At 68.5% G+C, this 25,947-nt stretch carries 32 protein-coding genes and 3 tRNA genes; 19 read left to right on the forward strand and 16 right to left on the reverse strand.

What is annotated here, in order from left to right:
* The first annotated feature begins 33 nt into the window (after positions 1-33).
* A complete protein-coding gene (locus tag ATL45_RS12065) occupies positions 34-375 on the forward strand; it encodes a helix-turn-helix domain-containing protein (RefSeq protein WP_093158166.1) in 342 nt (113 codons plus the stop codon).
* Between the two features lie 4 nt (positions 376-379).
* Here the strand turns inward: ATL45_RS12065 and ATL45_RS12070 are convergent, their stop codons facing one another.
* On the reverse strand, positions 380-970 hold the full coding sequence (locus tag ATL45_RS12070) for a ClpP family protease (protein ID WP_093158169.1): 591 nt from the start codon (positions 968-970) through the stop codon (positions 380-382).
* Positions 967-1,593 carry a ClpP family protease gene (locus tag ATL45_RS12075; protein WP_093158171.1) on the reverse strand — a complete coding sequence of 209 codons (627 nt, stop codon included), beginning with the start codon at positions 1,591-1,593 and terminating at the stop codon, positions 967-969. The genes ATL45_RS12070 and ATL45_RS12075 overlap by 4 nt, the downstream gene beginning before the upstream one ends.
* Positions 1,594-2,051: 458 nt before the next feature.
* Between ATL45_RS12075 and ATL45_RS12080 the strand changes: the two genes are divergently transcribed.
* Positions 2,052-2,393 (forward strand): hypothetical protein, encoded by a 342-nt coding sequence (locus ATL45_RS12080; protein ID WP_093158174.1) that lies wholly within the window; start codon positions 2,052-2,054, stop codon positions 2,391-2,393.
* Positions 2,394-3,136: 743 nt separating this feature from the next.
* Here ATL45_RS12080 and ATL45_RS12085 read toward each other — a convergent pair.
* The 3 genes from ATL45_RS12085 to ATL45_RS12095 form a co-directional block, all read right to left on the reverse strand.
* Complete coding sequence (locus tag ATL45_RS12085) at positions 3,137-3,328, reverse strand: helix-turn-helix domain-containing protein (RefSeq protein WP_093158176.1); 192 nt, start codon at positions 3,326-3,328, stop codon at positions 3,137-3,139.
* Between the two features lie 448 nt (positions 3,329-3,776).
* Positions 3,777-4,538 carry a glycosyltransferase family 2 protein gene (locus tag ATL45_RS12090; protein WP_093158179.1) on the reverse strand — a complete coding sequence of 254 codons (762 nt, stop codon included), beginning with the start codon at positions 4,536-4,538 and terminating at the stop codon, positions 3,777-3,779.
* A gap of 3 nt (positions 4,539-4,541) precedes the next feature.
* Positions 4,542-5,354: a GntR family transcriptional regulator gene (locus ATL45_RS12095; protein ID WP_093158181.1), complete on the reverse strand. Its 813-nt coding sequence runs from the start codon at positions 5,352-5,354 to the stop codon at positions 4,542-4,544.
* Positions 5,355-5,485: 131 nt separating this feature from the next.
* Here ATL45_RS12095 and ATL45_RS12100 point away from each other — a divergent pair, with 131 nt between their 5' ends.
* From ATL45_RS12100 to ATL45_RS12155, 12 genes are all read left to right on the forward strand, one after another.
* Positions 5,486-5,845 (forward strand): hypothetical protein, encoded by a 360-nt coding sequence (locus ATL45_RS12100; RefSeq protein ID WP_093158221.1) that lies wholly within the window; start codon positions 5,486-5,488, stop codon positions 5,843-5,845.
* A gap of 362 nt (positions 5,846-6,207) precedes the next feature.
* Positions 6,208-6,375: a hypothetical protein gene (locus tag ATL45_RS38810; RefSeq protein ID WP_170210219.1), complete on the forward strand. Its 168-nt coding sequence runs from the start codon at positions 6,208-6,210 to the stop codon at positions 6,373-6,375.
* A 10-nt stretch (positions 6,376-6,385) separates the two neighbouring features.
* Entirely contained in the window at positions 6,386-6,817 is a 432-nt protein-coding gene (locus tag ATL45_RS12110) for a DUF3307 domain-containing protein (protein WP_093158184.1), read from the forward strand.
* A gap of 30 nt (positions 6,818-6,847) precedes the next feature.
* Positions 6,848-7,105: a hypothetical protein gene (locus tag ATL45_RS12115; protein WP_093158186.1), complete on the forward strand. Its 258-nt coding sequence runs from the start codon at positions 6,848-6,850 to the stop codon at positions 7,103-7,105.
* On the forward strand, positions 7,105-7,284 hold the full coding sequence (locus ATL45_RS12120; protein WP_093158223.1) for a hypothetical protein: 180 nt from the start codon (positions 7,105-7,107) through the stop codon (positions 7,282-7,284). The genes ATL45_RS12115 and ATL45_RS12120 overlap by 1 nt, the downstream gene beginning before the upstream one ends.
* A gap of 90 nt (positions 7,285-7,374) precedes the next feature.
* On the forward strand, positions 7,375-8,895 hold the full coding sequence (locus ATL45_RS12125) for an FtsK/SpoIIIE domain-containing protein (RefSeq protein ID WP_121505331.1): 1,521 nt from the start codon (positions 7,375-7,377) through the stop codon (positions 8,893-8,895).
* 48 nt (positions 8,896-8,943) lie between these two features.
* A complete protein-coding gene (locus ATL45_RS12130) occupies positions 8,944-9,183 on the forward strand; it encodes a hypothetical protein (protein WP_093150116.1) in 240 nt (79 codons plus the stop codon).
* Positions 9,184-9,199: 16 nt separating this feature from the next.
* Positions 9,200-9,388, forward strand: coding sequence for a hypothetical protein (locus tag ATL45_RS12135; RefSeq protein ID WP_093150120.1), 189 nt, complete (start codon positions 9,200-9,202; stop codon positions 9,386-9,388).
* 13 nt (positions 9,389-9,401) lie between these two features.
* Entirely contained in the window at positions 9,402-10,331 is a 930-nt protein-coding gene (locus tag ATL45_RS12140; protein WP_093150125.1) for a hypothetical protein, read from the forward strand.
* Between the two features lie 118 nt (positions 10,332-10,449).
* Positions 10,450-11,931: a replication initiator gene (locus ATL45_RS12145; protein ID WP_093150130.1), complete on the forward strand. Its 1,482-nt coding sequence runs from the start codon at positions 10,450-10,452 to the stop codon at positions 11,929-11,931.
* A 2-nt stretch (positions 11,932-11,933) separates the two neighbouring features.
* Positions 11,934-12,116, forward strand: coding sequence for a helix-turn-helix transcriptional regulator (locus tag ATL45_RS12150; protein WP_093150133.1), 183 nt, complete (start codon positions 11,934-11,936; stop codon positions 12,114-12,116).
* Positions 12,116-13,312 (forward strand): tyrosine-type recombinase/integrase, encoded by a 1,197-nt coding sequence (locus ATL45_RS12155; protein WP_093150137.1) that lies wholly within the window; start codon positions 12,116-12,118, stop codon positions 13,310-13,312. Before ATL45_RS12150 ends, ATL45_RS12155 begins: the two co-directional genes overlap by 1 nt.
* Positions 13,313-13,414: 102 nt before the next feature.
* Here ATL45_RS12155 and ATL45_RS12160 read toward each other — a convergent pair.
* From ATL45_RS12160 to ATL45_RS12170, 3 genes are all read right to left on the reverse strand, one after another.
* Positions 13,415-13,487: transfer RNA gene (locus ATL45_RS12160), tRNA-Arg, on the reverse strand.
* A gap of 41 nt (positions 13,488-13,528) precedes the next feature.
* Positions 13,529-13,618: transfer RNA gene (locus ATL45_RS12165), tRNA-Ser, on the reverse strand.
* Between the two features lie 112 nt (positions 13,619-13,730).
* Positions 13,731-14,396 carry a dienelactone hydrolase family protein gene (locus ATL45_RS12170; protein WP_093150140.1) on the reverse strand — a complete coding sequence of 222 codons (666 nt, stop codon included), beginning with the start codon at positions 14,394-14,396 and terminating at the stop codon, positions 13,731-13,733.
* Positions 14,397-14,594: 198 nt separating this feature from the next.
* Here ATL45_RS12170 and hisC point away from each other — a divergent pair, with 198 nt between their 5' ends.
* On the forward strand, positions 14,595-15,644 hold the full coding sequence (gene hisC / locus ATL45_RS12175; protein WP_093150146.1) for a histidinol-phosphate transaminase: 1,050 nt from the start codon (positions 14,595-14,597) through the stop codon (positions 15,642-15,644).
* A gap of 518 nt (positions 15,645-16,162) precedes the next feature.
* Here the strand turns inward: hisC and ATL45_RS12180 are convergent.
* The 4 genes from ATL45_RS12180 to ATL45_RS12195 all read right to left on the reverse strand — a co-directional run bounded on the left by ATL45_RS12180 (position 16,163) and on the right by ATL45_RS12195 (position 18,865).
* A complete protein-coding gene (locus ATL45_RS12180; protein WP_093150150.1) occupies positions 16,163-16,627 on the reverse strand; it encodes a hypothetical protein in 465 nt (154 codons plus the stop codon).
* A 45-nt stretch (positions 16,628-16,672) separates the two neighbouring features.
* Entirely contained in the window at positions 16,673-17,461 is a 789-nt protein-coding gene (locus tag ATL45_RS12185) for a L,D-transpeptidase family protein (RefSeq protein WP_093150154.1), read from the reverse strand.
* 330 nt (positions 17,462-17,791) lie between these two features.
* The gene (locus ATL45_RS12190) at positions 17,792-18,361 is read right to left on the reverse strand and encodes a DUF4352 domain-containing protein (protein ID WP_143121598.1); all 570 of its coding nucleotides are present in this window, start codon (positions 18,359-18,361) and stop codon (positions 17,792-17,794) included.
* Positions 18,362-18,649: 288 nt separating this feature from the next.
* Positions 18,650-18,865 (reverse strand): hypothetical protein, encoded by a 216-nt coding sequence (locus ATL45_RS12195; RefSeq protein WP_093150160.1) that lies wholly within the window; start codon positions 18,863-18,865, stop codon positions 18,650-18,652.
* Positions 18,866-18,885: 20 nt separating this feature from the next.
* On the opposite strand from ATL45_RS12195, the gene ATL45_RS12200 reads away from it, so the two are divergent.
* A complete protein-coding gene (locus tag ATL45_RS12200; RefSeq protein ID WP_093150163.1) occupies positions 18,886-19,083 on the forward strand; it encodes a DUF397 domain-containing protein in 198 nt (65 codons plus the stop codon).
* A 32-nt stretch (positions 19,084-19,115) separates the two neighbouring features.
* Here the strand turns inward: ATL45_RS12200 and ATL45_RS12205 are convergent, their stop codons facing one another.
* The 4 genes from ATL45_RS12205 to ATL45_RS12220 all read right to left on the reverse strand — a co-directional run bounded on the left by ATL45_RS12205 (position 19,116) and on the right by ATL45_RS12220 (position 22,843).
* Positions 19,116-20,525 carry a cytochrome P450 gene (locus tag ATL45_RS12205; RefSeq protein ID WP_246025294.1) on the reverse strand — a complete coding sequence of 470 codons (1,410 nt, stop codon included), beginning with the start codon at positions 20,523-20,525 and terminating at the stop codon, positions 19,116-19,118.
* 110 nt (positions 20,526-20,635) lie between these two features.
* A complete protein-coding gene (locus tag ATL45_RS12210) occupies positions 20,636-21,406 on the reverse strand; it encodes an ABC transporter permease (protein WP_093150165.1) in 771 nt (256 codons plus the stop codon).
* The gene (locus ATL45_RS12215) at positions 21,403-22,386 is read right to left on the reverse strand and encodes an ABC transporter ATP-binding protein (RefSeq protein WP_093150169.1); all 984 of its coding nucleotides are present in this window, start codon (positions 22,384-22,386) and stop codon (positions 21,403-21,405) included. The genes ATL45_RS12210 and ATL45_RS12215 overlap by 4 nt, the downstream gene beginning before the upstream one ends.
* The gene (locus ATL45_RS12220; protein WP_246025295.1) at positions 22,370-22,843 is read right to left on the reverse strand and encodes a MarR family winged helix-turn-helix transcriptional regulator; all 474 of its coding nucleotides are present in this window, start codon (positions 22,841-22,843) and stop codon (positions 22,370-22,372) included. Before ATL45_RS12220 ends, ATL45_RS12215 begins: the two co-directional genes overlap by 17 nt.
* 118 nt (positions 22,844-22,961) lie before the next feature.
* On the opposite strand from ATL45_RS12220, the gene ATL45_RS12225 reads away from it, so the two are divergent.
* The 3 genes from ATL45_RS12225 to ATL45_RS12235 all read left to right on the forward strand — a co-directional run bounded on the left by ATL45_RS12225 (position 22,962) and on the right by ATL45_RS12235 (position 25,754).
* On the forward strand, positions 22,962-23,387 hold the full coding sequence (locus tag ATL45_RS12225; protein WP_093151390.1) for a MarR family winged helix-turn-helix transcriptional regulator: 426 nt from the start codon (positions 22,962-22,964) through the stop codon (positions 23,385-23,387).
* Positions 23,388-23,434: 47 nt separating this feature from the next.
* Positions 23,435-23,522: transfer RNA gene (locus tag ATL45_RS12230), tRNA-Ser, on the forward strand.
* A gap of 183 nt (positions 23,523-23,705) precedes the next feature.
* Entirely contained in the window at positions 23,706-25,754 is a 2,049-nt protein-coding gene (locus tag ATL45_RS12235; RefSeq protein WP_170210220.1) for a toll/interleukin-1 receptor domain-containing protein, read from the forward strand.
* The last annotated feature ends 193 nt before the right edge of the window (positions 25,755-25,947 follow it).

Raw genomic sequence — 25,947 nt, forward strand, 5'->3', positions numbered from 1 at the left:
CGCAGGCACGGGACAGGTGCCAGGATGACGGTCATGGCGGACATCCTTCCCTTCCACCAGAAGCGCACCCCCGCGCCGGATCGCGAACCGGACCCGCTGTGGCGCGAGGTGCTGGGCCGGAGCCTGCGCGCGACCCGGGAGAAGCGAGGTGTCCGCCTCGTCGACATCGCGGAGCGGGCCGGAATCTCGCCGCAGTACCTCTCCGAGATCGAACGCGGCCGCAAGGAACCGTCGAGCGAGATGATCGCCGCGGTCACGGGAGCGCTGGGCGTCGACCTGGCCGAACTGCTCATCGGCATCGCGGGCGACGTCCAGCGGATCCGCGGCGCGGCACCCGTGCGCCGCCCCGCTGGCCCCGTGCTCATGGCCGCCTGAGCCCTCAGGACCGCTGGTCGAGGACCCGGTCCGCGAGCCCGTACTCGACGGCGCCCGCCGCGTCGAACACGCGGTCCCGGTCGGTGTCGTGCCGCAGATCCGCGACGGCACGGCCGGTGTGCTCGGAGAGGATCTCCTCCAGCTGAGTGCGCACCCGCACCACCTCGTCGGCCTGGATGATGAGGTCCGGGATGGTGCCGCGGCCCTGCGCAGCGGGCTGGTGCAGCACCACCCGGGTGTGCGGCAGCACGGACCGGCGACCGGCCTCCCCCGCGGCCAGCAGCACCGCACCGGTCGCGACCGCCTGGCCCACGCACGTCGTCGCCACCGGCGCCTTGATGTAGCGGATCGTGTCGTACAGCGCGAGCATCGCCGACGGGTCGCCGCCCTCGCAGTTGATGTAGAAGTTGATCTCGCGTTCCGGGCTGTCCGCCTCCAGGTGCAGCAGCTGGGCGATCAACGCGTTCGCCACCCCGGAGTCGATCGCGGTGCCGAGGTAGACGATCCGCTCCGACAGCAGGTGCGAGTAGACGTCCATGATCCGCTCGCCGCCCGCGCTGCGCGTGATGACGTTGGGGATGGTGTAGGTGCTCATGCGCTCGCCCCCGTCGCCGAGGCGAGACCCATCCGGTGCGTGCGCACGGGCAGGACCTGGCCGAGATCGTCCACGACGTGGTCGATGAACCCGTACTCGCGCGCCTGCTCGGTGGTGAACCAGCGGTCGTGCAGCGAGTCGGTGAAGATCCGCTCGACCGGCTGACCGGTGTCCTCCGCGATGATCCCGAGCACCGTGTCCCGGGTGTGCCGCAGATCGTCGGCCTGCACCTCCACCTCGACCGCCGAACCGCCGATCCCGGACGACCCCTGGTGCATCAGGATGCGGGCGTGCGGGAGGGCGAAGCGCTTGCCCGGAGTACCTGCGGACAGCAGGAACTGCCCGGCGCTGCACGCCAGCCCCAGTGCCAGCGTCGCCACGTCGCACGGCACGAGCCGCATCACGTCGCGAATGGCCAGCATCGCGGGCACCGAACCGCCCGGCGAGTGGATCCACAGCGCGATGTCCCTACCAGGATCCTCGCTCGCGAGGGACAGCAGTTGAGTGGCGAGCACGGTCCCGTTGTCGTCGTCGAGCACGCCGTCGAGGACCAGCACCCGCTGGCCGAAGAACCGTTCCCGAAGCCGATGGTCGAACATCAGCTGCTTCCCGTTGTCGCTCATGCCCCGACGATGCCGCCGCCCCGCCGCGCTTGGCGGCTCCCGCTGCTGTGAGCAGATCAGCCCACAGCAGCCCGGACTCGAATCAGCCAGATTGCCCCTGCGCCGCGTCACTCTGGCATGATCCGATTGCATTCTGTGCCGGTAGGGTTCCTCATCCGAACGCCAAAGGAGAGCAGGGGCGATGACCTACGGGACCACCGATCCGCCACCCGCCAAGCAGAAAAAGCTGGGTGTGGTGGGAGTGGCGACAATTCTCGGGACCGTCGCCGGTGTTCTCGCTGTTCTCGTCGGGCTTGGAGCGTGGCTGTTTCCCGTCGATCCGACGCCACCTCCCCCAGTTGCGAGCAGCGCCGATCCAAGCGCGTCCTCCGCGCCTTCACAGCGGCCCGCGTCAACGGTGGGCGCCGATCGCGCAGGTACCTCCGCAATGCCGGGGCGCGCACCGCAGGGGGCCGGTCATGCTCAACCCCTGCATCAAGCCCAGCGCTGACAGCGTGCAGATCTGGCTCGACGTGACCTCGTTGGAACCGGTCGCCGAATACGCCATGGACGTGTGGCTGGTGCACACCGAGGGTCAGCAAGATCAGCGTGACGCTGCCCATCACTGCCAGACCTCGTTCACCGAGGCCGGGCAGACCTACCGCTGCGAAACCACCGTCACACCACCGGTGCCAGGACACCATTACGCGGCCGCCGCCGGCGGCGACCCCGGCACCGGGTCCACCGTTCCCGCCCCTGGCTCTGGCTACGTGGGCTCGCAGAGCGGCGACGTTCTCTGGCCGCCTCTGACCTCCAACTGACGCGAACGTGAGACGTGCGCGACTCCCGGGCAGCCTGAGACGCAGATCCGCCCGGGAGAGCGGGTGACCCCGAAAAGCAAGGAACCCCCTGCTAGAGGGGGTTCCTGCTGTCTCGACCAGACGTGCGCCCGAAGGGATTCGAACCCCTAACCTTCTGATCCAGTTTCCACAGTGGACGACGTTTTTCGTTGTCTGCCAACACCTCCGGCTACCTGCGTTGACTATCCCAACCGGTTTCGCCTTGCATGACGACGTTTGCCATTGGTTGCGGGTGATTACTGGCCATAAATTGGCAACCTGGATCGGGACCACAACCAGGCAACCCCGTTCGGCACGCGCCACTTCGACGTCGGCTGGAGCGGCAAGGCGACCAGCCCCGTGACGCGCCCAGCACCGTACTTCAACGGCTCGCCCAGTCGACCCCGTGCAGCCGGGACTTCCGGGCTCCAGGCTTCCACTTCTGCGGCTCCTGCGGGGCCGCCTGCCTTCCGCTCGCGCCCAACCGCGGCCGCCGCCCACCGCTCGCGCCCGGCCCGCCGGTCCGGCCGTGGGTGGCCGCCAGGCCGGGCCCCGCGGTCCGGGCCGGCCGGGCCGGGCTCGCATACAGCGGGCGGCGGCCGCGGTTGGGCTCGCATACAGCAGGCAGGCGGCCCCGCAGGGGCCGCCCTTGATGAAGTAGAGAAAGTTTAAACACACGCGGGCTGGAGCCACGGCTTCCTGTTGGACCTTGGCGGAGCCCGCAGCTACTCGCGCTCCTGACGGTGCTTGCTGGCGAGCGTGCGCAGTTCTGCCCGAACGGTTTCGAGGTCGAATCGGTACTTTCCGCCCGGCGTGACGAGTGCGATCGAGATCAACCCCTCGTCTGCATAGCGGCTGATCGACCGGCGGGAGATTCCTAGCTCCTTCGCCAGCTCGCCAGATGAGAGCAGCCGCATGACCCGAACGTATGGCCGCAAACTGGCCTGTGCTGCCTGGCTGGCCTCAACGGCCTCACTGGCCTTATCATCTGGCCTGACTGGCCTCAATGTCCGAAAATTCTGATGACGTCGACGGGCCAAGGAGCTAGCTCGGAGGTGATCCAGATGATCAAGCCAGGTTGGCGACTACCACGTCTTCAGGCAGCGCCTCGGCCGGAACAACGGCCGGAACCGCCGAAGCCTAAAGCTTGGCGTCCCCACATGGCCCAACGCCAAGGCGAGACGGTTACCGAATGGCAGTCACGGCTGTCGTGGTCCTGCTACGCATGCGGCCAGCAGTTCGAACGAGGACAGCGCCAGGCACTCGACGAGCACGAGGCCGGGCACCACGGGCATTGATCGCTGAACAAAGAAGACGGCGCTGCTCGGCTGGGCCCAGGCAGCGCCGTGATTCAACTTCGGCCTTCTAGATGCGGGCCTCGCCGGCGGTTGGCCAACGCCACCCGGATTCGCGCAGCGCATCAGCCCGAGACAGGATCGCGGCATTTCGCATGGCTCCGTCAGCTGGCTGGTAGTCGTCGGCTTGCGCGGTCGTTGCTCCCGACCACTTCCGATAGTGGAGCCCCGGCTCGGGAAGCATGATCCCCGGCGCGACTGCTTCGACGGCAAGGAGCAATGCGACGTCTTCGTCTGAGTAGAGCGCCTGCCATCCTCCAAGCGCTCGGACCAACGCCGTGTAGGTGCACAACGTCGTTCCAACGACCTGGAGGCTGCCCGCGGCTTGACCTTCGTACAGGGCTCCGGGCGGCAAGGGGCCGGGCTCGGGGTCACGCGGACCAGGAACCAATGAACCATCGGGCATGAGATCCAGCGTGGGCGAGACTGACCAGGCGTATTCCGGGGAGCTGGCAAGCGCCTTGATCTCCTGTTCGAGGGCGCCGTCAGGCAGGACGTCGTCCGCGTCGAGCGCACGAATCAGCTCGCCCTCGGCGCGTGCGAGTCCCATGGTGCGAGCCATCGCGGCCCTGCCCTGCTGACTGGCTCCCGCGGAGATCCGTGGATCGCTGGGCAGAACGCCGCGAAGGAATCCGGTGTCCCCGTCTTCCTGCACGATCCATTGCCAGTCCCACCCGGGCGGGAGTTCTTGGCGGACAAGCGATTCGTAAGTCTGGCCCAGGTAGTGGTGCTTACCGTGCACGACAGGCGTGAGAACCGAGAGGGTGGGCACTGCTCACCACCGTTCCAGGTGCTCGACGAAGCAGACTTCGGTTCGGTCGGCGGGGTAGACGGCTTCAGAGATCTCAACGGTTCGCCCGTTGATGTCGATGGACTTGGTGCGTCCGCGCAGGAGGGGCACCCCTTCGTCCAGTCCCCACTGCTGACGCTCGGTGGCCGTCGGGGTGACGGACCAGACGGACGTCTCCAGACGGTCAAGCTCGATTCCCACCGTGTAGAGCTGGTGCTGGTGGCCGCCTGGCCAGGGTTCATTCCGGTCATCAAGAAGGTCGGGGTTCGACTCGATCAGCACTCGCGGGATGTAGCTCACGGACCAAGAGGTGTAGATCCCAGTCTGCTTGTCGACCATCGAGTACTCGCGCCGAACCAACGGTGCTCCGGCGTCGATCCCGAAGTCCTGTGCCAACTCGTCGGAAGCCTGCGCCTCGGTGTACACAGCTGCGAACTCGACGTCGCGGACGCTTGCGCCCGTGGTCATCTCCAGCGCGCCATTCTGGGCTCGTTCCGCCTCAGGCAGTCGAACGAGGTCCTTCATGGCCTGACCCATCCCCGCGGGGAGCTTGATTCGCTCTGGAGGCCGCCGAACCTGGGCCGGCCTTCCGCGCCCTCCCGCGATGACTAGACCCTCTTCGCGGAGTACGGCCAACGCCGCTTCGGCGGTCGCCTTGGCGACTTCCCACTCCTTGGAGATGGCGCTCAGGCTCGGCAGGCTGGCGCCTGGCGCGAGCTCTCCGGACCGGATTGCAGCCCGGATGCTGTCGGCTATGCGGTCCCTGATCGGGACAAAACCGCTGGTCTCTGTGCTCATGGACCAATTACACCACAGACTTGCCTAGTTTCCTAGGAAACCCCCTTGACGGGCTGCGGCGAGGCTGCTTATGATCTGTCACGTTCCTAGGAACCTAGGAAACTATGAACCTCAGATCGACGGAGGCGAAGATGCTGCGGAACATCCCGGTGCTGCTGGAGGGCTACCGACTGATGGTGCTGGAGGAGCCGGAGGTTAAGACGCGGAAGAACGAGAAGACCGGCGAGTTCGAGCCGGTGACCGACTTCGAGGGCGCGCCGCAGTACGTCATCTCGGTGCACGCCAAGCCCCGCAAGAAGGCCGACGGCAGCCGAGGTGGCAAGGGCGACGAGATCCGCGTGACGCTGGAGACCGAGCCGCAGGAGGAGATCCCGGACGGCGCGATCGTGGAGTTCATCAACCCGCGCATCTCGCACTGGGAGAACGAGCTGAACGGCCGCGCGATGTCGGGCCTGGCCTGGAAGGCCACCGGCGTCAAGCTCGCGGGCTGATCCCGCTTCTTTCCCCGAATTCCCTTTTCCGACCGTTCTGGTCTTGATGTTTGAGAACTACAAAGTGGGCCGAGCTATGCCTTTTTCGGCGCGAATTTGACGCGCCGGGGAGGCCTTGTTGACCCCCGGCTACCTGGCCATTTTGGGTATTCCGGGGGTCTTGATGGACTCCAATGGGAAAGGACGGTTTCGGATGTTGTCTGTGGGTTTGCGGTACTGCCCGGCGTGCCACATCGGCGGAGTGCGGCGGTACCGGCACTCGCAGGATCAGTTCTGCGACGAGAGGAACGGTGAGCGGTGATGGGCGGCCTCGGGTTCCACGGTTCGGGATGCATCGGAGATTCGGCGGAAGGACTGAGCAAGTGAACAACGACAACAAGGCGAGCAGGCCGGGGAACGACAAGTCCTGGGGCAACACCGCGAGCGCTGAGGGCAGGCGGCGCGACTCGGAGGTAGTCAACGTCAACCTCGGGCCGGTGGAGAACCGGATCGACGTGCACACGTTCATCGGCAACGTGACGTTCAACTAAGGGAGCGGGGATGTCTCGGGGTTCGGTGTTCGCGGCGGTGTTCGCGGGGATGTTCGCGGCGCATCACGTCGGTGACTACTGGGTGCAGACGGACGCCCAGGCAAAGGGCAAGGGCTGTCATGGCCCGGAGGGTGCGCGGGCGTGTGCGGCGCACGTGGCCTCTTACACCGCCTTGTCCACCGTGGCGCTGGTCGGGTTGGACAAGTCGCTCGACTTGAGGTTGAGCGGTCGGGCAATCGTGGCGGCGCAGGCGATTTCGGCGGTCACGCACTACGCGGCGGACCGGCGGGAACACGGCCTGATGATGCCGCTGGCGCGCAAGACCGGGCATGGAGAGTTTCTGGAGCGCGGTGGGGCTCCGCTGCTCGATCAGGCCTGGCACATCGGTGCGATCGGGGTTTCGGCGGTCGTGGCTGCGGTGCTGTCGCAACGGCAGAAGTAACCGGAGAAACGCGATAAGGAAGGGGTTGGCATGGCTGAGTTGAGTTTGCCGGTGGGGCGGAAGAACACGCCTGCGGTGAACCGCTTGAAGCGGATCGGGGATCACATCGACGCGCTGTACGTGGAGTTGAACAAGGTCTACTTCTTGGAAGACAACGTGGTGCAGCGGAAGGACTTCGAGGAGATCACGGAGCTGGCGGACGTGGCCTGCCAGTCGTTGCACGGGGTTCGGGACGGTATCGCGGCCAAGGGTGGCCCGAACGTGGCGAAGGGATACGTGAAGAAGTGATGGCATTCGGTGACGACGTCCATAACCAGGTCAGGCGCATTGACGCGCGAATGCTGGCGTTGGTGGAGGACCTGAAGAAGTTCGGTGTTCCCAAGGGAATGGGGACGCAGCTGAACAAGACGCGCGACGCGGTCGGCGACCTGGTCGCGAAGATGACGATGACCCAGCGCCGGAGCTGATTTCCGGCGCACTGCTCGGCCGGGGCACCGAACCTCACATCGGGGTTGGGTGCCCCGGTTTCTTTTTGCTCGCACGAAAGGTGAACGGCAATGCGGAACACGTTGGTGGGCGCGGAGAACACCTCGCCGATTCGGTGGGGCATCCGGCAGGTGGCCGGTCATCCCCGGTCGTCGGGGTCGGCGGCGGTGGGCTCGGCGGCGGTGTTCTGGTTCGGGCTGAACACGATGCTGTGGGCCGTGGGGATCGCGGTCCTGGCCGGGGTGTCGTGGCGGCTGCTGGACCGGCCGACGTTCGACCGTTTCGCCGGTCGCCTGCTGCGGGCGTGGTGGAGACGCTGGTGGACCTACCAGCGGCAATGGCTGCGGATCATGACCGCCTGCAACCTGACCACCACCGACCACAAGGGCAACACGCTCATGCCGCGTGTGACGCGGGTGAAAAGCACGTGGTCGTGGGACACGGTGACCGTTCGGATGGCCAAGGGCCAGGAACCGGAGGATTTCGAGAAGGTGATCAACAGGCTGGCGAACGCGTTCCGGGCGCGCTCGACCAACGTGCGGCTGGTCAAGCCGGGCAAGCTCGCGCTGGATTTCCAGCGGTGCGAACCGTTCGACGAGATGGTCGTCCCGCTCCCGGCGCTGGCCGAGTCCACGAGCGCGGTTGATCTGCGGCGGTTGCCGGTGGGCTTCGATGAGTACGGCCGGGAGTTCTCCCTGAACCTGCTGGAGCGGGACCTGCATGTCCTGCTGGGTGGGGCGACGGGTGCGGGTAAGGGCTCGTGGCTGTGGTCGCTGCTGCGGTCGCTGGCCCCGCTGATCCGCGCCGGGCTGGTGCGGCTGTGGGTGATCGACCCCAAGGGCGGCCAGGAGTTCGGCATGGGCCGGGCCATGTTCCACGCCTTCGCCGACAACGACGAAGACGGCCTTGACCTGATGAAGGCCTACGTCAAGACCCTCGATGAGCGGAAGCTGGAGCTGGGCCGTGCTGGGGTGCGGACGTTCACCCCGTCGCGGGAGACGCCGCTGGAGCTGCTGCTCTGCGATGAGCTGGCCGCGATGACCTCCTACGCGGTCAAGGCGATCACGGTGCTGTTCGAGCAACTGATCTCCAAGGGCCTGACGCAGTACCGCTCGGTCGGCGGGCGGATCGTCGCCGCAACCCAGGAGCCGACGAAGGAACACGTCCCGATGCGCGGGCTGTTCCCCACCAAGATCGCGCTGCGGCTGGACTCGGCGTCGTATGTGGACATGTGCCTGGGCGAGGGCATGCGGGACATGGGCGCGTTCGCCGACAAGATCCCCGAGATCCTCGCCGGTGTCGCCTACGCCAAGCGCGACGGCAAGCGGGAACCCCTCCGGGTCCGCGCCCCCTACAGCTCCGATGCCGACATCGCCGAGCTCGTGGCGTTCTGCACCGCGCTGGGCACCGTCACCGAGCTCCGCACCGACGTCAACCCCGGAGAGGAGCCGGAGCTGGACATGCCGGCCGACATCTACAGCTTCGACTTCGAGGCGATGGAGGTCGACGACGAAGACGACGAGATCGACGAAGACGACGGGATCGAGTACATCGACGCCGACGAGATCGAGGACGAAGAAGACATCGCCTGATCTCAGCGCACCGGCCGCACGGCTGCGGCGGCCTGAAAGGACAACCACATGCACGGCAACAAGTACCACTTCCACGCGTCGGTCGCCGACGGGTTCATCGACCTGCACCCGACCGCGCGGGGCGTGGAGATCGAGCTGACCACGTTCAGCTCCGGCGGCGAGCAGGCCGTGACGGCGGTGATCAGCCGCGAGAAGTTCCGGCAGCTGCTCGCCGACGGCCCGGGGCTGCTCGAAGGCGTCGACCTGCTCCGCGACGAAGCCATGCGCAAGCGCGGATATCCGGTCTAGAGAAGGGAAAACAACAGTGCAGCACATTCATTTCGAGATCACCGGCAAGACCATCCTGACGCTCCTGCTCCTCCTGGCGCTCGTCGCGGGCGGCCTGGCGCTGGTGTGGCTGCTGGTCGGCCCCGGTATCGCGATCGGGATAGGCCTGGGCCTGGTCCTGACCATCCGGGGCCTGTTCGCCCTGTTCAAGCCCCACAGTGAGTAGGAAGGAGCCGACAGTGGGCCTGCGTCGCAAGCGCAAGGACAACGCCCCGGAGGAGGTCGGTAAGACCAGGCGGGTTCGCAGGCTCGGTGACCGGATTTCCGAGGCTCGGGAGCTGCGGGGGCTGGTGCGGGATCCGGACTTGCGGGCTGTGGAGCTGGAGAGGCAGGGACGGCGGACCCTGATCGGGCTGTGGTTCTTCCTCTCGCTCGGGCTGGTGTTCACCACGGCCGGTGTCCAGAAGTTCCTGGCCGGGGACGCCACCAAGGCCGATCCGTTGTGGTGGGCGGCGTGGACGGTGGAGCCGATGTTCGCCGGGCTGTTGATCGTGATCCTGAACTTCGAGGCCGTGATCCTCTCCTACGGCCAGTCCCCGGATCACGAGTGGTGGTCGCGGTTGAAGCGGGTGCTGCTGGCCTCCACGCTGGCCATGAACGTCATCCCGCAGATCACGCCGGTGCTGCGGGGCCGCTGGCAGGAGTTCAACCTCGGGTCGGCGGCGGTGCACGCGATCATTCCGGTGATCGTCTACGGCATCGCCGAGGTCATCCCGGTCATCCAGGCCCGGCAACGCGAGGTCATGTTGCTGATCTACGCCACCGCCGACCAGGCCCCGGACGACCACGCCCCGGAGACGGTGCCGGACCAGCCGGCCGTTCCGGTCCCGGCGCCTGAACCGGTCGCCGAACCAGCGGTGCCTGCTCCGGTGGAGCCTTCGCTACCTGCGCGTTCGGTCCTGGCCACTGGGGTTGAGGTTCCGGCTCGGGCGCTGAAGCTGCTGCCGGACGCGTTGGCGGGCAAGGTGCGCGACGCCTACACCCAAGCCAGCAGCGAGGGCCGGGAGTTCACGGCTGCCGACGTTCGCGCGGCCGCGAAGGTCCCGGAATCGATGGCCGAGAAGATCGCGGCGGAGATCCGCGCCCACAACGGTCACAGCTTCGCCTGAAACCCGTTGCGGAACAACTGAATACGACACAGCACAACCACGCTCGGCGGGCAGTACCGCGGGGCGATGGACCTGGTGGCGCTGCTCGCCGGGCTCCATCCCTCGAAAGGTCCACCTGATGGTGTTGCCCACATTCCCGGACGTCGACCGCATCCAGCGGCGTATCCAGGCCCCTGACTACCGCGACTGGCGCGCGAAGGTCGAAGACGTTTACGGCTGCCTGCACCCGGTCCGGCTGTCGGGCCTGTGGCAGCTCACCGACAAGACCACCGGCCAGGTTCTCACCCGCCCGGACGGCCGCCCGGCGCAGACCAGCGGGCACATCCTGTCCCCGTGCGGCAACCGCCGCGAATCGGTCTGCCCGGCCTGCTCCGACCGCTACGCCGCCGACGCCTTCCAGCTCATGAGAGCGGGCCTGTCCGGTGGTTCCAAGGGCGTCCCGCTGGAGGTGGCCGACAAGCCGCGGCTGTTCGTCACCCTCACCGCTCCGAGCTTCGGGCCGGTCCACAACCGCCGTACCACCGCCTCCGGGAAGCTCGTGCCGTGCCGCTGCGGCACCTACCACCACGAACATGATCCGAGGATCGGGCAGCCGACCGACCCGGAGGCCTACGACTACCGCGGGCACGTGCTGTGGCAGGCGCACTCCGGGAAGCTGTGGAACCGCTTCACGCAGAAGCTCCGGCGGCACCTCGCCCGCGCGGCCGGGCTCACTGTCCGCGAGTTCGGCGACCACGCCCGGCTCTCGTATGCGAAGGTCGCGGAGTTCCAGCGGCGCGGGGTCATCCACTTTCACGCCGTGATCCGACTCGACGGCCCCGACGGGGCTGCCGACAGCACCCCGCCGTGGGCCACGGCCGAGCTCCTGGCTGCCGCCGTCCAGGCCGCGCACGCCGACACCACCGTCACCACCCCAGCCCTCGGGGACGGCCAGGTGCTCGAACTCGCCTGGGGCGAACAGGTCGACATCCGCCCGGTCCGGCCCGCGCAGGCGCACCAGTTCGAAGACGCCTCCGGCACGATCAGCGATGACCGGATCGCCTCTTACGTGGCGAAGTACGCCACCAAGGGCACCGGTAAGTCCGAAGCCGCGGACCGCCCGATCCGCTCCCGCGATCAGATCGAGCTGCTGCGCACCACCGAGCACCACAAGCGCATCATGCGTACCGCGTGGGACCTCGGCGCGCCGGTGGCCTGCCCGGATTGCCACCCTGGCGGCGAGCACCAGGCCGGCGCCTGCCCGTGCGCGGAGATCGACCACTGCGCCACCTGCAACAACGGCGGCCAGGTCCCCGGACCGCTCGCCGAGCTCAACCTGCGGCGCTGGTGCCACATGCTCGCCTTCCGCGGGCACTTCCTGTCCAAGTCCCGCGCCTACTCGACCACGTTCAAGCAGCTCCGCGAGGACCGCCAGACCTGGCGCTTTGAGCAGAACCTCGCCGAGCTCGGCGTCACCGCCGACACCGTCGCCGTGGTCAACCACTGGGACATGACCTCTGTCGGCCACCGCAGCGACGAAGAGCGTGAACTCGCCGCCGCCATCGCCGAGCGCACCCGCCAAGCACGCAAACACCGCTACGCCACCGAAAGGAAAGACTGACCATGATCCGCAACCTGTGGGGCATCCAAGACGTCTCGGCCTACCTCGGAGTCCCCGTCGGCACGCTCTACCAGTGGCGCAGCCGCGGCTTCGGCCCGACCGGCCGCAAGATCGGCAAGTACGTCCGGTACAAGCCCGACGACGTCGAGCAGTGGTTCGAGGCCCAGGCCGAGGGGGTGATCTGATGGGTGGACGCCTGCCGCTCTCGCCGGGAAGTAGCGGAGAGATCAAGGTGAAGCAGGTCGGGGGCTCGTTCAAGGCGCGCTGCCGGTACCGGCGCACCGATGGCACCTACACGGACATCCGCCGCCTGGCGCGGACGAAGGAGCTGGCCAAGCAGGCTGTACGGGATGCCATCAAGAACATCGTGGCCCAGTCGGCCGGGGCGAGGCTGACCTCGCAGGACTACTTCCGTACCGCCGCAGAGATGTGGCTGGCCCAGTTCAAGGCTGATGCGGAGAACGGGATCTACTCCTTCAGCTCGCTGGACACCTACACCGACGCCTACCGCAACCACGTGGCCAAGAGCCTGGACAACCTGCGGCTGTTCGAGATCAAGGCACCGGTGATCAACGCGCTGTGCCAGAACAAGCTGAAGGCGAACAGCCTGAGCCTGGCCAAACACGTCAAGGCCGTGATCAACGGCGTGATGGTCTTCGCGATTCAGGAAGGCGCGATTGAAACGAACCCGGTTCGCGAGATTGCCCAGCTGACCGAGCGCCGGGCCAAGACCAAGCGGAAGAAACCCCGCGCCATGGACGCGTCCCAGCTGCTGGCGTTCTTCGGCAAGCTCGACGCCGACGAGGAAGCCGGGGAGAAGGACTTGCCGGACCTCGTGCGTTTCGTCGCTGCGACCGGCGAGCGGGCCGGGGAAGCCCTCGGAGCTCACTGGAAGGACTTCGACGCCGAGGCGAAGAAGCTGCGGATGTCCGGCAACCTCATCCAGGCCCGTGGCCGGGGTACGGTACGCAACTCGGGCAAGTCCGAATCGGCGGACCGGGACATTCCGCTGGCGGACTGGTGCGTCGAGATGCTCCTGGAGCGCCGGGCCAAGCTCGGCAAGGTCGACCCGGAGTCACCGATCTTCACCAACACGAAGGGCGGCTATCTGAACTTCCAGAACCTGACGAACCGGGTCTGGCTGCCGTTCCGGAAGCGCGCGGGCTACGAGTGGGTGACCTTCCACACGCTCCGCAAGACCTTCGCCACGCTGCTCGACGGCGCGGGGATGACCGCCCGGGAGATCGCCGACCTGCTGGGCCACTCCAACCCGTGGACCACCTACAACACCTACATGGGCCGGGGGCTGGAATCACGGCGCAGCGCTGAGGTGCTCGACTCCGTGGTCCGCCTGGACGCGGATCCGAAAACTGGCCATTAACTGGCACTCGGGGTCTGGCGGCGGTCCTGATCAGCCCTCCGTCAGACCCCGGAAAGCAAGGAACCCCCTGCTGGAGGGGGTTCCTGCTGTCTCGACCAGACGTGCGCCCGAAGGGATTCGAACCCCTAACCTTCTGATCCGTAGTCAGATGCTCTATCCGTTGAGCTACGGGCGCTTGTTCATTTGTGGGCTCCCACCTTACGGTAGGAACCGCTGCGGAGGCTCCGGGATTTGAACCCGGGAGGGGGCGTAACCCCCAACCGCATTAGCAGTGCGGCGCCATAGACCAGACTAGGCGAAGCCTCCCGGCGTCCTTCGTGGCCACCGGAGAAAAGACTACAGGGCCCTCCCAAGCCCTTTTCAAGGGGGGTCCACTTAAGCCTGGATCACCCCGCTGAGCTGCGGAAACACGTCCTGATCAGCGCAGGTGGAGGTCGAGCCAGTTCTTGGCGCGGCGCCAGGCCTCCGCGGCTGCTTCCGGATCGCGGTCGAAGCGGTGCCCCGCGCCCGGGTAGCGGACCACGTCGGTCACCACCGATGCCGCGTCGGCCGCCTCGCGGAGCTTGTCCACCTCGTCGGCTTCGACGCCCTCGTCGTCGCCGTACAGCCCGAGCCACGGGCAGGACAGCTCGTCGGCGATCTCCACCAGCGGCGGCAGCCCGTCCGACAGCGGGTCGAGGATGCCGCGTCCGCCGACGCTGACCGCCGCGCCGAGCGTGCGGCTCGCGGCCACCACCAGCGCCGCCGCGCCGCCGATGTCGAAGCCGATGATGCCCTGCCGGTCGGCGGGCACGCCCTGGTCGGACAGCCACACGAAGGACGCGTCGGTGTCGGCCAGGATCGAGTCGCCGGACAGCCTCCGCACCTGGTCGGGCTCGTCGTCGCGGTGGTACAGGTGCGGTGCGACGGTGAGCCAGCCCTCCTCCGCGAGGGCGCTGCTCAGCCTTCGCACCCGGTCGGTGACGCCGCGGGTCTCGTGCAGGAAGACGAGCCCGCCGCGCACCACGTTGTCCGGTTCGGCAACGGTGAGGCGGAGCTCGTTGCCGTCGGTGAGCGCGAGCGTCTCGGTCCGGGTTTCGGTCATGCCGTGCAGGGAATCACGCCCAGGTGAACACCAGTCAACAACGTCATCCGGTCGGACCAGCGAGTACTCCACAAGATCACCGGAATGTGCCAGCCGCTTGCACTGACCGGAGCCGGGTCGCGACGTCGAATGCAGGCTGTTTCGCGGAGCCCCCGCAGGTTAACGTCACCGTGACCGACCTCTGAAGGAGTCGCAGAGATGAGCGTGCGCACCCGTGCCGACCTCGACCAGCTGCCCGCCTACGTGGCAGGCCGGACCGTGCCCGGTTCGATCAAGCTGGCCAGCAACGAGGTCTCCGAAGGCCCGCTGCCCAGCGCGGTGGCGGCCATCAACCAGGCGGCAGGCGAGGTGCACCGGTACCCGGACATGGGCGTCGGCCGGCTGACCGACGCGCTGGCCGCGCACTACCGGGTCGAGCCGGAGCGGATCGCCGTCGGCTGCGGTTCGGTCGCGCTGTGCGAGCAGCTGGTGCAGGCCACCTGCACCGCCGAGGACGAGGTCATCTTCCCGTGGCGGTCGTTCGAGGCGTACCCGATCATCACGCAGGTCGTCGGCGCCAAGCAGGTGCCGGTACCGCTGACCGGCGAGCACGCGCTGGACCTGGAGGCCATGCTCGCCGCGATCACCCCGGCCACCCGGCTGATGTTCGTGTGCACCCCGAACAACCCGACCGGCACGCTGCTGCGCAAGGCCGAGCTCGACGCGTTCCTGGACCGGGTGCCGGAGGACGTGCTGGTGGTCCTGGACGAGGCGTACTTCGAGTTCGTCAGCGACCCGGACGCGCCGGACGGCGTGGAGATCACCCGCGAGCGCCGCAACGTGGCCTCGATGCGCACCTTCTCGAAGGCCTACGGCCTGGCCGGTCTGCGCGTCGGCTACGCGATCGCGCCGCCGGAGGTCGCCGCTGCGCTGCGCAAGGTGATCATCCCGTTCAGCGTCAACGCCCTCGCCCAGGTCGCCGCGATCGCCTCGCTGGAAGCCCAGGACGAGCTGCGGAAGCGCTGTGCCAACGTGGTCGCGGAGCGCGAGCGGGTGCACCGCGAGCTCGTGTCGCTCGGCTACGAGGTCCCGGAGACCCAGGCGAACTTCGTCTGGCTCCCGCTGGGTGACCGGACGGCGGACTTCAACGAGCACTGCCTGCAGAACCGCGTGGTGGTCCGCGCCTTCGTCGGCGAGGGAGCCCGCGTGACGATCGGCCGGCCGGAGGAGAACGACGCCTTCCTCGCGGCCGCGAAGTCGTTCGTCTGAGCGCGCGACACCATTCGGAATTCCGACGCAAAATCAACAATTCTGACCGATTTACCGACTATCGGCCCGATTCGCCGCTTACCGGACGAAACGTTCGGCAAGCGGCGAAGTCGCGCTCGACGTCGACTCGGCCGCGTGGGCGATTTCGGCGAAATCGGCATTCCGCTCTCAGGCGGGGTGACGATTTCGCGAGAAATCGCCCCGCAGACCGCAACGTCGCTGGTAGGCGCACGTGCGAGCGCGCAGCCGGAAACGCCTGTCGGGCCACCGCAGGCGCTGCGGGCCCGATACTCGTATCTCCGCGCGAATCAGCCGCTAAAGGAACAAAAACGGTGGTGCCCAGCGAAGAGAGGGGGAGTACTTCGCCGGGCACCACCGCAGGGGGTGTGGCCGTCCGAGCCAGGACGACCACGTGGAGCGCGTAGTAAACTACGCAGCTCCGGAATGTAGTTGTGTTCCGCATTGCCCGCCAGCTCGAAAAGCGTCTTGCACCCATTCAGGTGGCGGTATTAACGCGATCAGCCAGTGACCGCGTGGTGTCCGCGCACCAGGGCCGGAGCCGGCGCGGTGGGCAGCTCGCGGTTCCCCGGGTCCACGACCTTGGCAGGCGGGTTCACGGCCTGCACCGGCGGCGGGGTGTTCTCCGCCGGCGGCGGGGTGTTCTCCGCCGGCGGCGGGGTCTTGCCCTCCACCGGCGGCGTCGCACCGTCGACCGGCGGGGTGGGGCGGGTGGGGTCGCCGTCCGGGTGGTCGACGATCGGCGCGTTGACGCACTGGTTGCCCTGCGGCGAGAGGATCGACACGACCGCGCCGATCACCGTGATGTTGTTGCCGCACAGCTGGACCGGCAGAACGCTCAGGTTGTTGTCGTTGCCGATGTTGATGCCGTCGTTGTCCGCGCTGTCGGCGAAGGCCGGGACTCCTCCGGCGAGCAGTCCGGCGCCGGCAACGAATGCGCCTGCGAGGCAAGCAGTTTTACGCATAGAGCCCTCCCAATTCGTTTCACTTCGGGGTGTTCCATCCGCGGGCTACCGCAGGTGGACGAGGGTGCCCAGCGGCAGCGTGGTGAGCAGCTGGAGCGCGTCGTCGGGCACCCGGACGCATCCGTCGCTGCTGGCCTGGCCGAACACCGATGGTTCTGGCCAGCCGTGCAGCGCGACGGTGCCGGGTCCGCCGCCGTAGGTGCTGAAGGTGTTGGAGTGCGTGCCCAACGGCAGGATGATCGGGCTGAACTTGGTCACCGTCTCCTCGATCGCGGCCATGACGTAGGTCCGGCCACGCGGGGTCGGTGAAGCCGGTGCGCCGACGCCGACCACCCACTCACCGATCGGCGCGCCGTCCTTGCGCACCACCATGCGGCGGGCGTCGATGTCGACGTCGACCGCGTAGGGCGTGCGGGCGCGTTCGACCGGTCCGTCGGTGCGGATCCATCCGGTACTGCCGTTCGGGCGGGACGGGAGCAGCACCTGCGCCCACGCGCCGCGCTCGGCGATGATCGGCACCCAGGTCGGGTTCTCCAGCTGCGTCGCGGGCAGCTTCGCGAACACCGGCCCGCCGGGCGCGTGGTGCACCGCGATGTCCTTCTTGACGCGCAGCACCACGCCGTCGGTTTCCCCCTCCGGCGCAGGGTCTTTCGGCGCGGTGGGGAACTCGGTGAAGGTGCTGGCCGGCGCCTGCATGCCGAGATCGGCCCGAGCCATGATCTGCTCGGGCTGAGCCGCCGGGGCCGTGCCGCAACCGGTGAGCGCGACGCACAGCGCACCGAGCGCAGCACCCAGCTGGATCCTGCGCCTGGCGGCGGTCGTCCGTGAACTCATGATCGGCTCCTGGCCCGTCGGGGAATGTGCTCGACAGCGTCCGGCGTCGGCCGGGAAGCGCCTGTGCGGTCGGCCGTTGACCTGGGAGATCAAGTGCCGGGACGGACGCTAACCCGGGCCCTTCCGCCGCTGGCGCGGGCCGATGGGAGCGCGATCTCGCCGATCAACCGCTTGAACAGGACAAACGGGCCAGCTTGATCGATTGCATAAAATCGTTACTAAATAGCCGTCGCTCAATAGTGTTGGTTTTTTAGCTCTACCGAGCGACAAATGGCCGGATCGCTCAAGCCCGGAAAGGACTCGAACGACCCGGCCAGGAGAGCTGGGACGTCACTTCCAGCTGGCGAGCACGCCCAGTTCCTTCTCCTGCGAGTCGGTCGGCGCGTACTCGACGGTGAACCCGGTCGCGTCCGCCGGGACGTCGTAGACGATCTTCCCGGAGACCGGCTCGCCCTCGGTCAGCAGGTGCAGGAACATGTTGTCCAGCGACACCGTGGCCGCCTCGTACCGGTTGCCCTGCGAGTCGACCAGCGTGAACTCGTCATCGCTGATGTTGTCGACGGTACCCGCGAGCAGTTCCGCCTGGGCGTCGACGGCGACGTACTTGCCGCGCTCCGGCTCGAAGAGCGAGTCCGTGGGGGTGAAGTCGGCGGGCGCGCCGACGGACACCTTCAGCTTGGCGCCGAGGTCCTTGCTGACCTGGGCGAACTCACCGAATCCCACAGGGCCGCTGGTCGTTTCCTCGGATGCCTGGCCAGTCTCCGAGGAGCCGGTCTCCGAGGAGCCGGTCTCCGAGGAGCCGGACTCGGGGTTGCTCGGCGGCGTCGGCATGCCGGGGACGCAGCCCGCCAGCCCGATCAGTAACGCAGCCGTGGCCAGGGGTGCAATCAGCCTCTTCAAGGTTCCTCGCACGAGAGATGTTCGGTTAGGGGGGATAGGAACAGGACTTTTGCAGGCCGGAACGGCGTAAATCACCGGAATGGACTAATGTCCTGAAGGAAAGTTGAGCTGTTCTCCGGATCAGGAACGGCCGGGTGCTCACTCCCATGCGGCATACGGGCGAACGTCCCTGGATTTCCCGAGGCGGGGTGGCCGGCCGGCGCGCGGGGAGGGACGACGCGCCGACCGGCCGTCCGGCTCGGCGCCGCAGGTCGGGGGGGAAGCGGCGGCGAACCGGAATTCAGGTGGTCAGAGGTTGCGGAGGCCGTCCAGCACGCGCTGCTGCAGCTCCAGCGGCGAGCCAGGCTCGTCCGATGTGGACTCCGGTTCGCGGAGTCGGTGCCGCCCGGCGCGTTCCCGTTGTCGTCGCTCGGCCTCGACGTGCGCGATGAGCTGCCACACGGTCAGCGCGCCTTCGCCGCCTCCGGCGTGCGCGCGGTGCGGCCGCCAGGTCTCGCCAAGCATGCCGAAGGGGCTGGCGGAGCTTGATCAGCGCAAACATCGGGCCTTGGCGGAAGTCCAGCCGAAGCACTCAGCAGAGCGCGTGCGTCGAACTCGCCATCGGCGAGTCGACCACCTGCATCCGCGACACCAAGGATCGTGACGGCGGCACGTTACGCGTGAACCACCCGTCCTGGAGCAACTTCCTCATCGCCATCAAGGCCGGGCACCTCGACCGCTGAGTCGCCCCGGTTGAGCCCGGTGGAAAAGTCCCTCAGCGGATGCGGGTGAGGTTGATGGGGAGGCCGTCGGTGGGCATGGGGCCGGTGCCGTAGCGCATCGGGGGCTCGTAGTCGGGGCTGACCTTCCAGCGGTAGCGGAGCAGGAGTTGGTGGAGGATCGCCTTCACCTCCATCACGCCGAAGTGCATGCCGATGCACTTGTGCGCTCCGCCGCCGAACGGCGCCCAGGCGTAGCGGTGGCTCTTGTCCTCGCGGCGGTGTTCGGCGAAGCGCTCCGGGTCGAACACGTCCGGGTTCGACCACCACTCCGGCATCCGCTGCGTCGCGTAGACCTGGCCCGCGACCTTGGTCCCGGCCGGGATGTAGTGGCCGAGGATCTCGGTGTCCTTGACCGTTTCGCGGAACAGGCCGCCGACCGGGGCGTTGATCCGCATGGACTCCTTCACCACCATGTCCAGCGCGGGCAGCCGCTCCAGGTCGCCGTACTCGATGGCCGGTTCGCCCAGCGCCAGCGACTCCTCGCGGACGCGGTCCTGCCACTCCGGGTGCTTGCCGAGGTAGTGGGCCGTCATGGCGAGCGTGATCGTGCTGGTGTCGTGCGCCGCCATCAGCGCGAAGATCATGTGGTTGACGATGTCCTCGTCCGAGTAGCTGTCGCCGTCATCGGACTGCGCCCGGCAGAGCACGCTAAACAGGTCCTGCCCGGAACCCGCTCGCTTGATCGGGATCCGCTCCCGGAAGTAGTTCTCCAGGAACCGGCGTGCGCGCAGCCCGCGCGCCCAGGTGCCACCGGGCACGTCGGCGCGCACCAGCGCGTGGCCGCCGTGCACCGCAGCCACGAACGCCCGGCTGAGCTGATCGGCTTCCGCACCGGGCCGTTCGCCGACGAAGACCTCGGTGGCCAGGTCGAGGGTGAGCCGCTTCGCCGCGGTGTAGACCGGGAATCGATCGATCGGCCGCCACTGGGCCAGGGCTCGCTCGATCGCCGGTGTCATCACGTCGAGGTAGCCGATGAGCCGGTCGCGGGTGAAGGCCCGCTGCATGATCCGCCGGTGGTGCAGGTGCTCGTCGAAGTCGAGCAGCAGGATGCCGCGGCGGAAGAACGGGCCGATCAGGTAGTCGTAGAAGCCCTCGTTGCCGAAGGCTTTGTCGCGGTTGGTGGCTAGCGCTTCCAGCGCGTCCGGGCCGATCACGGTGACCGTCTTCGCCCCGAGCATCACGCCCCACGACACCGGCCCGAACTCGGCGTACCGCCGGCGCGACGCCTCCAGCAGGTCGGTCAGCACGGTGACCGTGTGCCCGATGACCGGCAGCCCCGGGTTGCCGAAGACCGGCTTCAGCCCGGAACCGGGCGGCGGCATGGCCAGCGGGCGAACCGGAGTCATCTGCTCGGCCCGGTAGATCGTGGATTGCAGCTGCCTGACGAGCGTGCGAGTCGCCACCGGCGTCCTCCCTGCGGAGCGGGGTCGCAAATCCCCCTACACGGAAGCACGGTACCGGCCCCGAACTCATCCGCCGTCAGCGCGAATCTGTTCCGCCGAACGCCTGGACGTCAGTCGAGAGCCCGACGGAGGAAGAACTTGATGCCGAGGGCTCCGAACAGCACGCAGGAGATCAGCAGCGCCACCACGCAGATCCACGGTGGCATGTGCGGGACGTCCGGGAGGAGCGCGCCGCGCATGCCCTCGCTGACGTAGGTCAGCGGGTTGATCGCGCAGAGGACCTGGAACCAGCGCAGGTGTTCCAGCTGCGCCCACGGGAACTGGGTCGCACCGGTGAACATCAGCGGGGCCAGGATCACCGCGAACATGATGTTGATCCGCCGCGGCGGCACCGCGGCGCCCACCGTCAGGCCGACCGCCGCACCGGCGAACGAGCCCAGCAGCATGCAGAGCAGGGCGAACGCCAGGCCGCTGTAGTTCCAGTTGATCTCGCCCAGCATCACCATGCCGATCGGCACCATCAGCACCGCTGCCAACAGCCCGCGCAGCGCGCCGAAGAGCATCTTCTCCACCGCCACCCAGCTGATCGGCAGCGGCGCCAGCAGCCGGTCCTCGATCTCCCGCGAGTAGGAGAAGTCCAGCACCAGCGGGAAGGAGGTGTTCTGCAGCGACACCAGGAAGGCGTTCAGCGCGATCATGCCGGGCAGCAGGATCTGCGCGTAGCCGGGCTGGGCGTAGCCGAGCTCGCTGAGCACCTTGCCGAAGATGAACAGCAGCGCCACCGGCTGGACCAGCACCTGCGCCAGGAAGCTCGGCAGCTCCCGGCCCGTCACGAACACGTCGCGGCCCAGCACCGCGGTGAAGGCCCGCACCGAGCTCATCGCAGTTCCCTCCCGGTGAGATCGATGAAGACGTCCTCCAACGTGGCCGAGCCCAGCGCCAGATCGCTGACCGAAACGCGGTGCTCGTGCAGGGTCTGCGCGACCGGGCCGAGCAGCGCGGCCGCCTCGCCGCCGACGTAGAGCCGCAACCGCAGCTCCGCCTCGCCGTCCGCCGCGGTGCCGCTGCTGATCTGCTCCACCCGCTGCACACCGTCCACAGCGGACAGCAGCTTCGAGATGCGCTCCGGCTCGTAGCCGTTCGGCCGCAGCGTCGCGTCCACCGTGCCGCTGCCCGGCAGCGATTTGATCAGCGCTTCCGGGGTGTCCAGGGTCAGCAGCTTGCCGTGGTCGACCACGCCGACGCGGTCGGACAGCTTCTCCGCCTCGTCCATGTCGTGGGTGGTGAGCACGACGGTCACGCCCTCGGAGCGCAGGTCGTTGATCCGGTCGTGCACGAACAGCCGGGCCTGCGGGTCCAGGCCGGTGGACGGCTCGTCCAGGAACAGCACCTCGGGTTTGTGGATCAGGGCGCGGGCGATCATCAGCCGCTGCGCCTGCCCGCCGGAGAGGTCGTCGACGCGCGCCTTCGCCTTGTCCGCCAAGCCCATCCGGTCCAGCAGCTCGTCGGCGAGCCGGTGCCGCTCGGCGCGCGGCACCCCGTGGTAGGCGGCGTGCCAGATCAGGTTCTGCCGGGAGTTCAGCGAGCGGTCCAGGTTGACCCGCTGCGGCACCACGGCCACCTTGCTGCGCGCGGCCACCGGGTCGGCGGCCACGTCCACCCCGGCGACGCGGGCGGTGCCGCTGGTCAGCAGCACCCGGGTGGTCAGGATGCCGACCGTGGTGGTCTTGCCCGCGCCATTCGGCCCGAGCAGCCCGAAGACCTCCCCGGCACCCACCTGGAAGCTCAGCCCGTCGACCGCGTTGCTGCCGGCCTTCGGGTACCGCTTGACCAGGTCGGTCACTTCAACCGCTGTGGTCACATCCGCCTCCTTCCTCGTCGAGCCCGCTGAGGACCGCGATCAGGTACTGCCGGACGATCGCCGCCTCAGCCGCCGGGACGTCCGGTTCGATCCGCTGGAACTCCGCGCGCACCGCCTGCCACGCCGAGTGCAGCTCCGCGCGCCCCCGGGTGGTGATGCGCAGTCTCACCGCCCGCCGGTCGTTGCGATCCCGGTGGCGGGTGAGCAGCCCGCCTTCCGCCAGGGCGTCGACGACGGGGGTCAGCGTCGCCGGACGCACCCAGCAGCGCCGGGCGACTTCACGATGGGTCTGGTCGTTCTGGTGGTCGAGAGCGTTGAGCACGAGCAGGGCCGTCCGGCTCAGCTCGGTACTGCGCGCCACGGTCCGCTCCCAGTGCTGGGACAGCCGCCGACCGGTCAAGCCCACCAGTCGGGTCAGCGGCATCCGCTGCGGGTCCTGCTCCGCGAAGCCGGGCACGGTCCGATGGTATCCGCGCCGAATGGTCAGGTGGCAAATCATTTTTCGGTGCGTCGGTGCTGGCAGGTAGCCTGATCAAGTGACGGAGCAGGGCACTCGATGGCTGAACGACCGCGAAATGGCGGCTTGGCGCGCCTACATCGTCGGCAGCGCGCTGCTGGAGCACCGCCTGAACAGGGACTTGCAGACCCACAACCTGTCCATCGCGGACTACGAGATCCTGGTCCGATTGTCGGAACGCCCTGACCAGCGAATGCGCATGAGCGAGCTGGCCCACGACGTGGCGCACTCCAAGAGCCGCATCTCGCACCAGATCCGCCGGCTGGAGTCGGCAGGCCTTGTCCGCCGCGACGAGTGCCCGGACGACGGCCGCGGCGTCCTCGCGGTGCTGACCGAGGAAGGCGCGGCGAAGCTCCGCGAAGCCGCCCCGAGCCACGTGGCCAGCGTCCGCGAGAACCTGGTCGACATCCTGGACGAGCAGGAGCAGGAGGTCCTGGGCCGGATCTTCGACCGCCTGACGACCCATCTGGGCGGCATCAAGTAGCGGCCCGCCTGCACGCCGACCCGCCCCGGTTGGCTACGCTGCGCCCTGGAAGCGTGGCAGAGCGGCCGAATGCACTCGCCTTGAAAGCGAGCGTCGCGAGAGCGACCGGGGGTTCGAATCCCCCCGCTTCCGCCACACCGCCCCTGACCTGTGCAAACGCGAGTCAGGGGCGTTCTTGTCGGTGCTGGGCCGAGTGAGCGCAGCGCTCGCCTGGAGACATGTCGACATCAGCCTCAGGAGCCGACCGGGCACTGCTCCATCGGATTGGCGCGGCGGCGAAGCGGGGCCGGAGCACCGCGGCGCGGGCATGATCGGCCCGTGGTGAAACGGGTGTTCGTCAGCTATTCGCGTCGCGACTTCCACTTCGCCGAAGCCGCGGTGGCCGTGCTGCGGACGGATGGCCTGGACCCCTGGCTCGACGTGCAGCGGCTGGTGCCGGGAGAGGACTGGGCGACGGCGCTGGACGACGCCCTCGCGGATGCCGACGCGCTGCTGCTCCTGGCCTCTCCGGCCGCGCTGGCGTCCGAGCACGTTCGGCGGGAGTGGACTTCGGCAGTGGAGCGCGGAATCCCGGTCCACATCGGTGCCGTGGCGGCGGTCGAGCTGCCCGGGGAACTGGCCGACCGCCCGGTGCACGACCTGCGGACCCGCTTCCGGGCGAGGGCCACGGTCCTTGCCGAGGTGATCTCCGGAAACCGCGAGGCGCCCGCCCGCAGGGCGCGCGGCCTGCCGGTGCCGGCACCGGTGGCCGCGGTGGTGGCACTGGCGGCGGCGACCGCGATCGCCACGGGCTGGGCGACCGCGATCCTGGTGGGACTGGACGTGGCCGCAATCCGCTTGAGCCGGGGCCTGTTCAACACTTCCTGGGTCTGGGAGGCGTCCGCCTGGGACGCGCTGCTCGGGCAGCGCTGGCGGGCGACGGCGTACTACCTGCTGGGGCTGACCGTCTTCGCCGCTCCGCTAGTCCCCACGCTGCTGACCTCCGCGGTCGGGCTGCTGCGCCGCCGGGCCGGTCCGCTCGTCCTGCTTACCGGCCCGGCCGCGACCGCCGCTGTCGGGACGCTGCTGTTCGTCGCGGTCGGGCTGAGCGTGGGCGGCCGCGGCCGGCTGGATGAGGCAGCGTTCATCACCCGAATCTTCCCGCCCACGCCCGAAATGGTCGCCGACGTGGCCGCGATGCGAGTGCTGCTGGTGGTCGCCGTCGGGTGCGCGCTGGCCCAGGCGCTGATCGTCCTGCTCTCCCGCACGGTGCACCTGTGGACGCCGACCGGCTCGGGCCTCGACATCCACCGCAGGGCCATCGCCGGGGTCCGGCCACTGCTCGTGCTGGCGTCCCCGGCAACTCGGTACCGGAGATCCGGGTACTACGACGGAGACTTCCCGGCGTTGTGGGCGAAGTACACCGCGCGCCTGGCCGAGCTGCCGGACCGAGGGGCCGCGCCGGTCGTGGAGGTCGAGTGCCTCGCGCCCCAGGACGAACCGGTCGCCGAGCTGCTCCGGGCCGCCTGCCGCGATGCGGGCATGGCCGGTGGCCCCGGTCCGAGGTGGACCTTCGTGCTGATCAGCTCGCACGCGTCGTGGCCCGCGGTGGTGCGCGCGGTCGGTGCGTCGGGGCCGCCTGCGATCTGCGTGCTGGTGGACAGCATCCGGTTGCCGCCAGACGCCGAGGCGCTGCGCCGCCACCAGTGGGTCGACTTCCGCGACCGGCGCCCGGACCACTTGTTCCACCTGCTGGCCGCTCTGCTCGGCAGATCGCCCACCGAGCAGGCTCCTGCTCCGCCGCCGGTGGTCACGACCCGGTTCCTGGCCCCGTGCGAGGTGCGCTTCGCCGTCGAGTCGTGCCGTCACCTCGCCGCCGCATTCCCCGGCTTCGCCCTGGTGACGCTGCTGTTCCAGCCGCTGGACCCGCGCAGCGCGGCGCTCGCGGTCGTCACCGCGCCGCTGGTAGCGGGCCTGGTGGTGCTGTCCCGCCGGATGGCCACTCGGCGGATCGCGCTCACCCGGTTCCGGTGGAGCCTCGCCGCGCTCTGCGCGGGGACCGTGCTGTGGTGCGCAGTGGCGGTCACCACGCTGCGGGAGCACTGGGAGCGCCAGGCGGCGTGGGGGCCGCCGTCCGCCGAACCGGAAGGTCTGGAGGCCCTCTCGGACATGGTTCCGCTGGAGATCGTGCTGTCCTTCCCCGCCGGAGCCGTCGCGCTCTGCGCGCTCCTGTGGACCTACCTGCTCCGAGGCTGGCTGCCGCGCGCGGTCACCGGCGCGGGCCTTCGGGCCGTCGGCCCGGAGATCCGCGCCGGATTCATCCCGTGGATGGCGACTCCCGGAATCATCCTCGCGCTCGCCGTCCAGTACCTCGCGACTTACCCCTGACAAGAGTCTGCTCGACGATCTCGCCCCGGACAGCGGTCGCAGTCCGTGATCTCGTTCGTGCGAGCCCTCAGCGCGGCGGCTGCGGCTTCGACGAGGCACCCACCACTCCGGTGCAGCGGCGACGACCATGCCGAATCAGAGCCAGGCTCAGCCGCAGGGCCGCGCCGAGGAGTTTTCGAGACTCAGCGGAGTT

Source organism: Saccharopolyspora antimicrobica, assembly GCF_003635025.1.
Taxonomy (GTDB): domain Bacteria; phylum Actinomycetota; class Actinomycetes; order Mycobacteriales; family Pseudonocardiaceae; genus Saccharopolyspora; species Saccharopolyspora antimicrobica.

Coding starts and splice junctions, on each gene's coding strand:
- ATL45_RS12065 (WP_093158166.1), top strand. CDS start 34: ATGGCGGACATCCTTCCCTTCCACCAGAAGCGCACCCCCGCGCCGGAT.
- ATL45_RS12070 (WP_093158169.1), bottom strand. CDS start 970: ATGAGCACCTACACCATCCCCAACGTCATCACGCGCAGCGCGGGCGGC.
- ATL45_RS12075 (WP_093158171.1), bottom strand. CDS start 1,593: ATGAGCGACAACGGGAAGCAGCTGATGTTCGACCATCGGCTTCGGGAA.
- ATL45_RS12080 (WP_093158174.1), top strand. CDS start 2,052: ATGCTCAACCCCTGCATCAAGCCCAGCGCTGACAGCGTGCAGATCTGG.
- ATL45_RS12085 (WP_093158176.1), bottom strand. CDS start 3,328: ATGCGGCTGCTCTCATCTGGCGAGCTGGCGAAGGAGCTAGGAATCTCC.
- ATL45_RS12095 (WP_093158181.1), bottom strand. CDS start 5,354: ATGAGCACAGAGACCAGCGGTTTTGTCCCGATCAGGGACCGCATAGCC.
- ATL45_RS12100 (WP_093158221.1), top strand. CDS start 5,486: ATGCTGCGGAACATCCCGGTGCTGCTGGAGGGCTACCGACTGATGGTG.
- ATL45_RS12110 (WP_093158184.1), top strand. CDS start 6,386: ATGTCTCGGGGTTCGGTGTTCGCGGCGGTGTTCGCGGGGATGTTCGCG.
- ATL45_RS12115 (WP_093158186.1), top strand. CDS start 6,848: ATGGCTGAGTTGAGTTTGCCGGTGGGGCGGAAGAACACGCCTGCGGTG.
- ATL45_RS12120 (WP_093158223.1), top strand. CDS start 7,105: ATGGCATTCGGTGACGACGTCCATAACCAGGTCAGGCGCATTGACGCG.
- ATL45_RS12125 (WP_121505331.1), top strand. CDS start 7,375: ATGCGGAACACGTTGGTGGGCGCGGAGAACACCTCGCCGATTCGGTGG.
- ATL45_RS12130 (WP_093150116.1), top strand. CDS start 8,944: ATGCACGGCAACAAGTACCACTTCCACGCGTCGGTCGCCGACGGGTTC.
- ATL45_RS12145 (WP_093150130.1), top strand. CDS start 10,450: ATGGTGTTGCCCACATTCCCGGACGTCGACCGCATCCAGCGGCGTATC.
- ATL45_RS12150 (WP_093150133.1), top strand. CDS start 11,934: ATGATCCGCAACCTGTGGGGCATCCAAGACGTCTCGGCCTACCTCGGA.
- ATL45_RS12155 (WP_093150137.1), top strand. CDS start 12,116: ATGGGTGGACGCCTGCCGCTCTCGCCGGGAAGTAGCGGAGAGATCAAG.
- ATL45_RS12170 (WP_093150140.1), bottom strand. CDS start 14,396: ATGACCGAAACCCGGACCGAGACGCTCGCGCTCACCGACGGCAACGAG.
- hisC (WP_093150146.1), top strand. CDS start 14,595: ATGAGCGTGCGCACCCGTGCCGACCTCGACCAGCTGCCCGCCTACGTG.
- ATL45_RS12180 (WP_093150150.1), bottom strand. CDS start 16,627: ATGCGTAAAACTGCTTGCCTCGCAGGCGCATTCGTTGCCGGCGCCGGA.
- ATL45_RS12185 (WP_093150154.1), bottom strand. CDS start 17,461: ATGAGTTCACGGACGACCGCCGCCAGGCGCAGGATCCAGCTGGGTGCT.
- ATL45_RS12195 (WP_093150160.1), bottom strand. CDS start 18,865: ATGCTTGGCGAGACCTGGCGGCCGCACCGCGCGCACGCCGGAGGCGGC.
- ATL45_RS12210 (WP_093150165.1), bottom strand. CDS start 21,406: ATGAGCTCGGTGCGGGCCTTCACCGCGGTGCTGGGCCGCGACGTGTTC.
- ATL45_RS12225 (WP_093151390.1), top strand. CDS start 22,962: ATGGCGGCTTGGCGCGCCTACATCGTCGGCAGCGCGCTGCTGGAGCAC.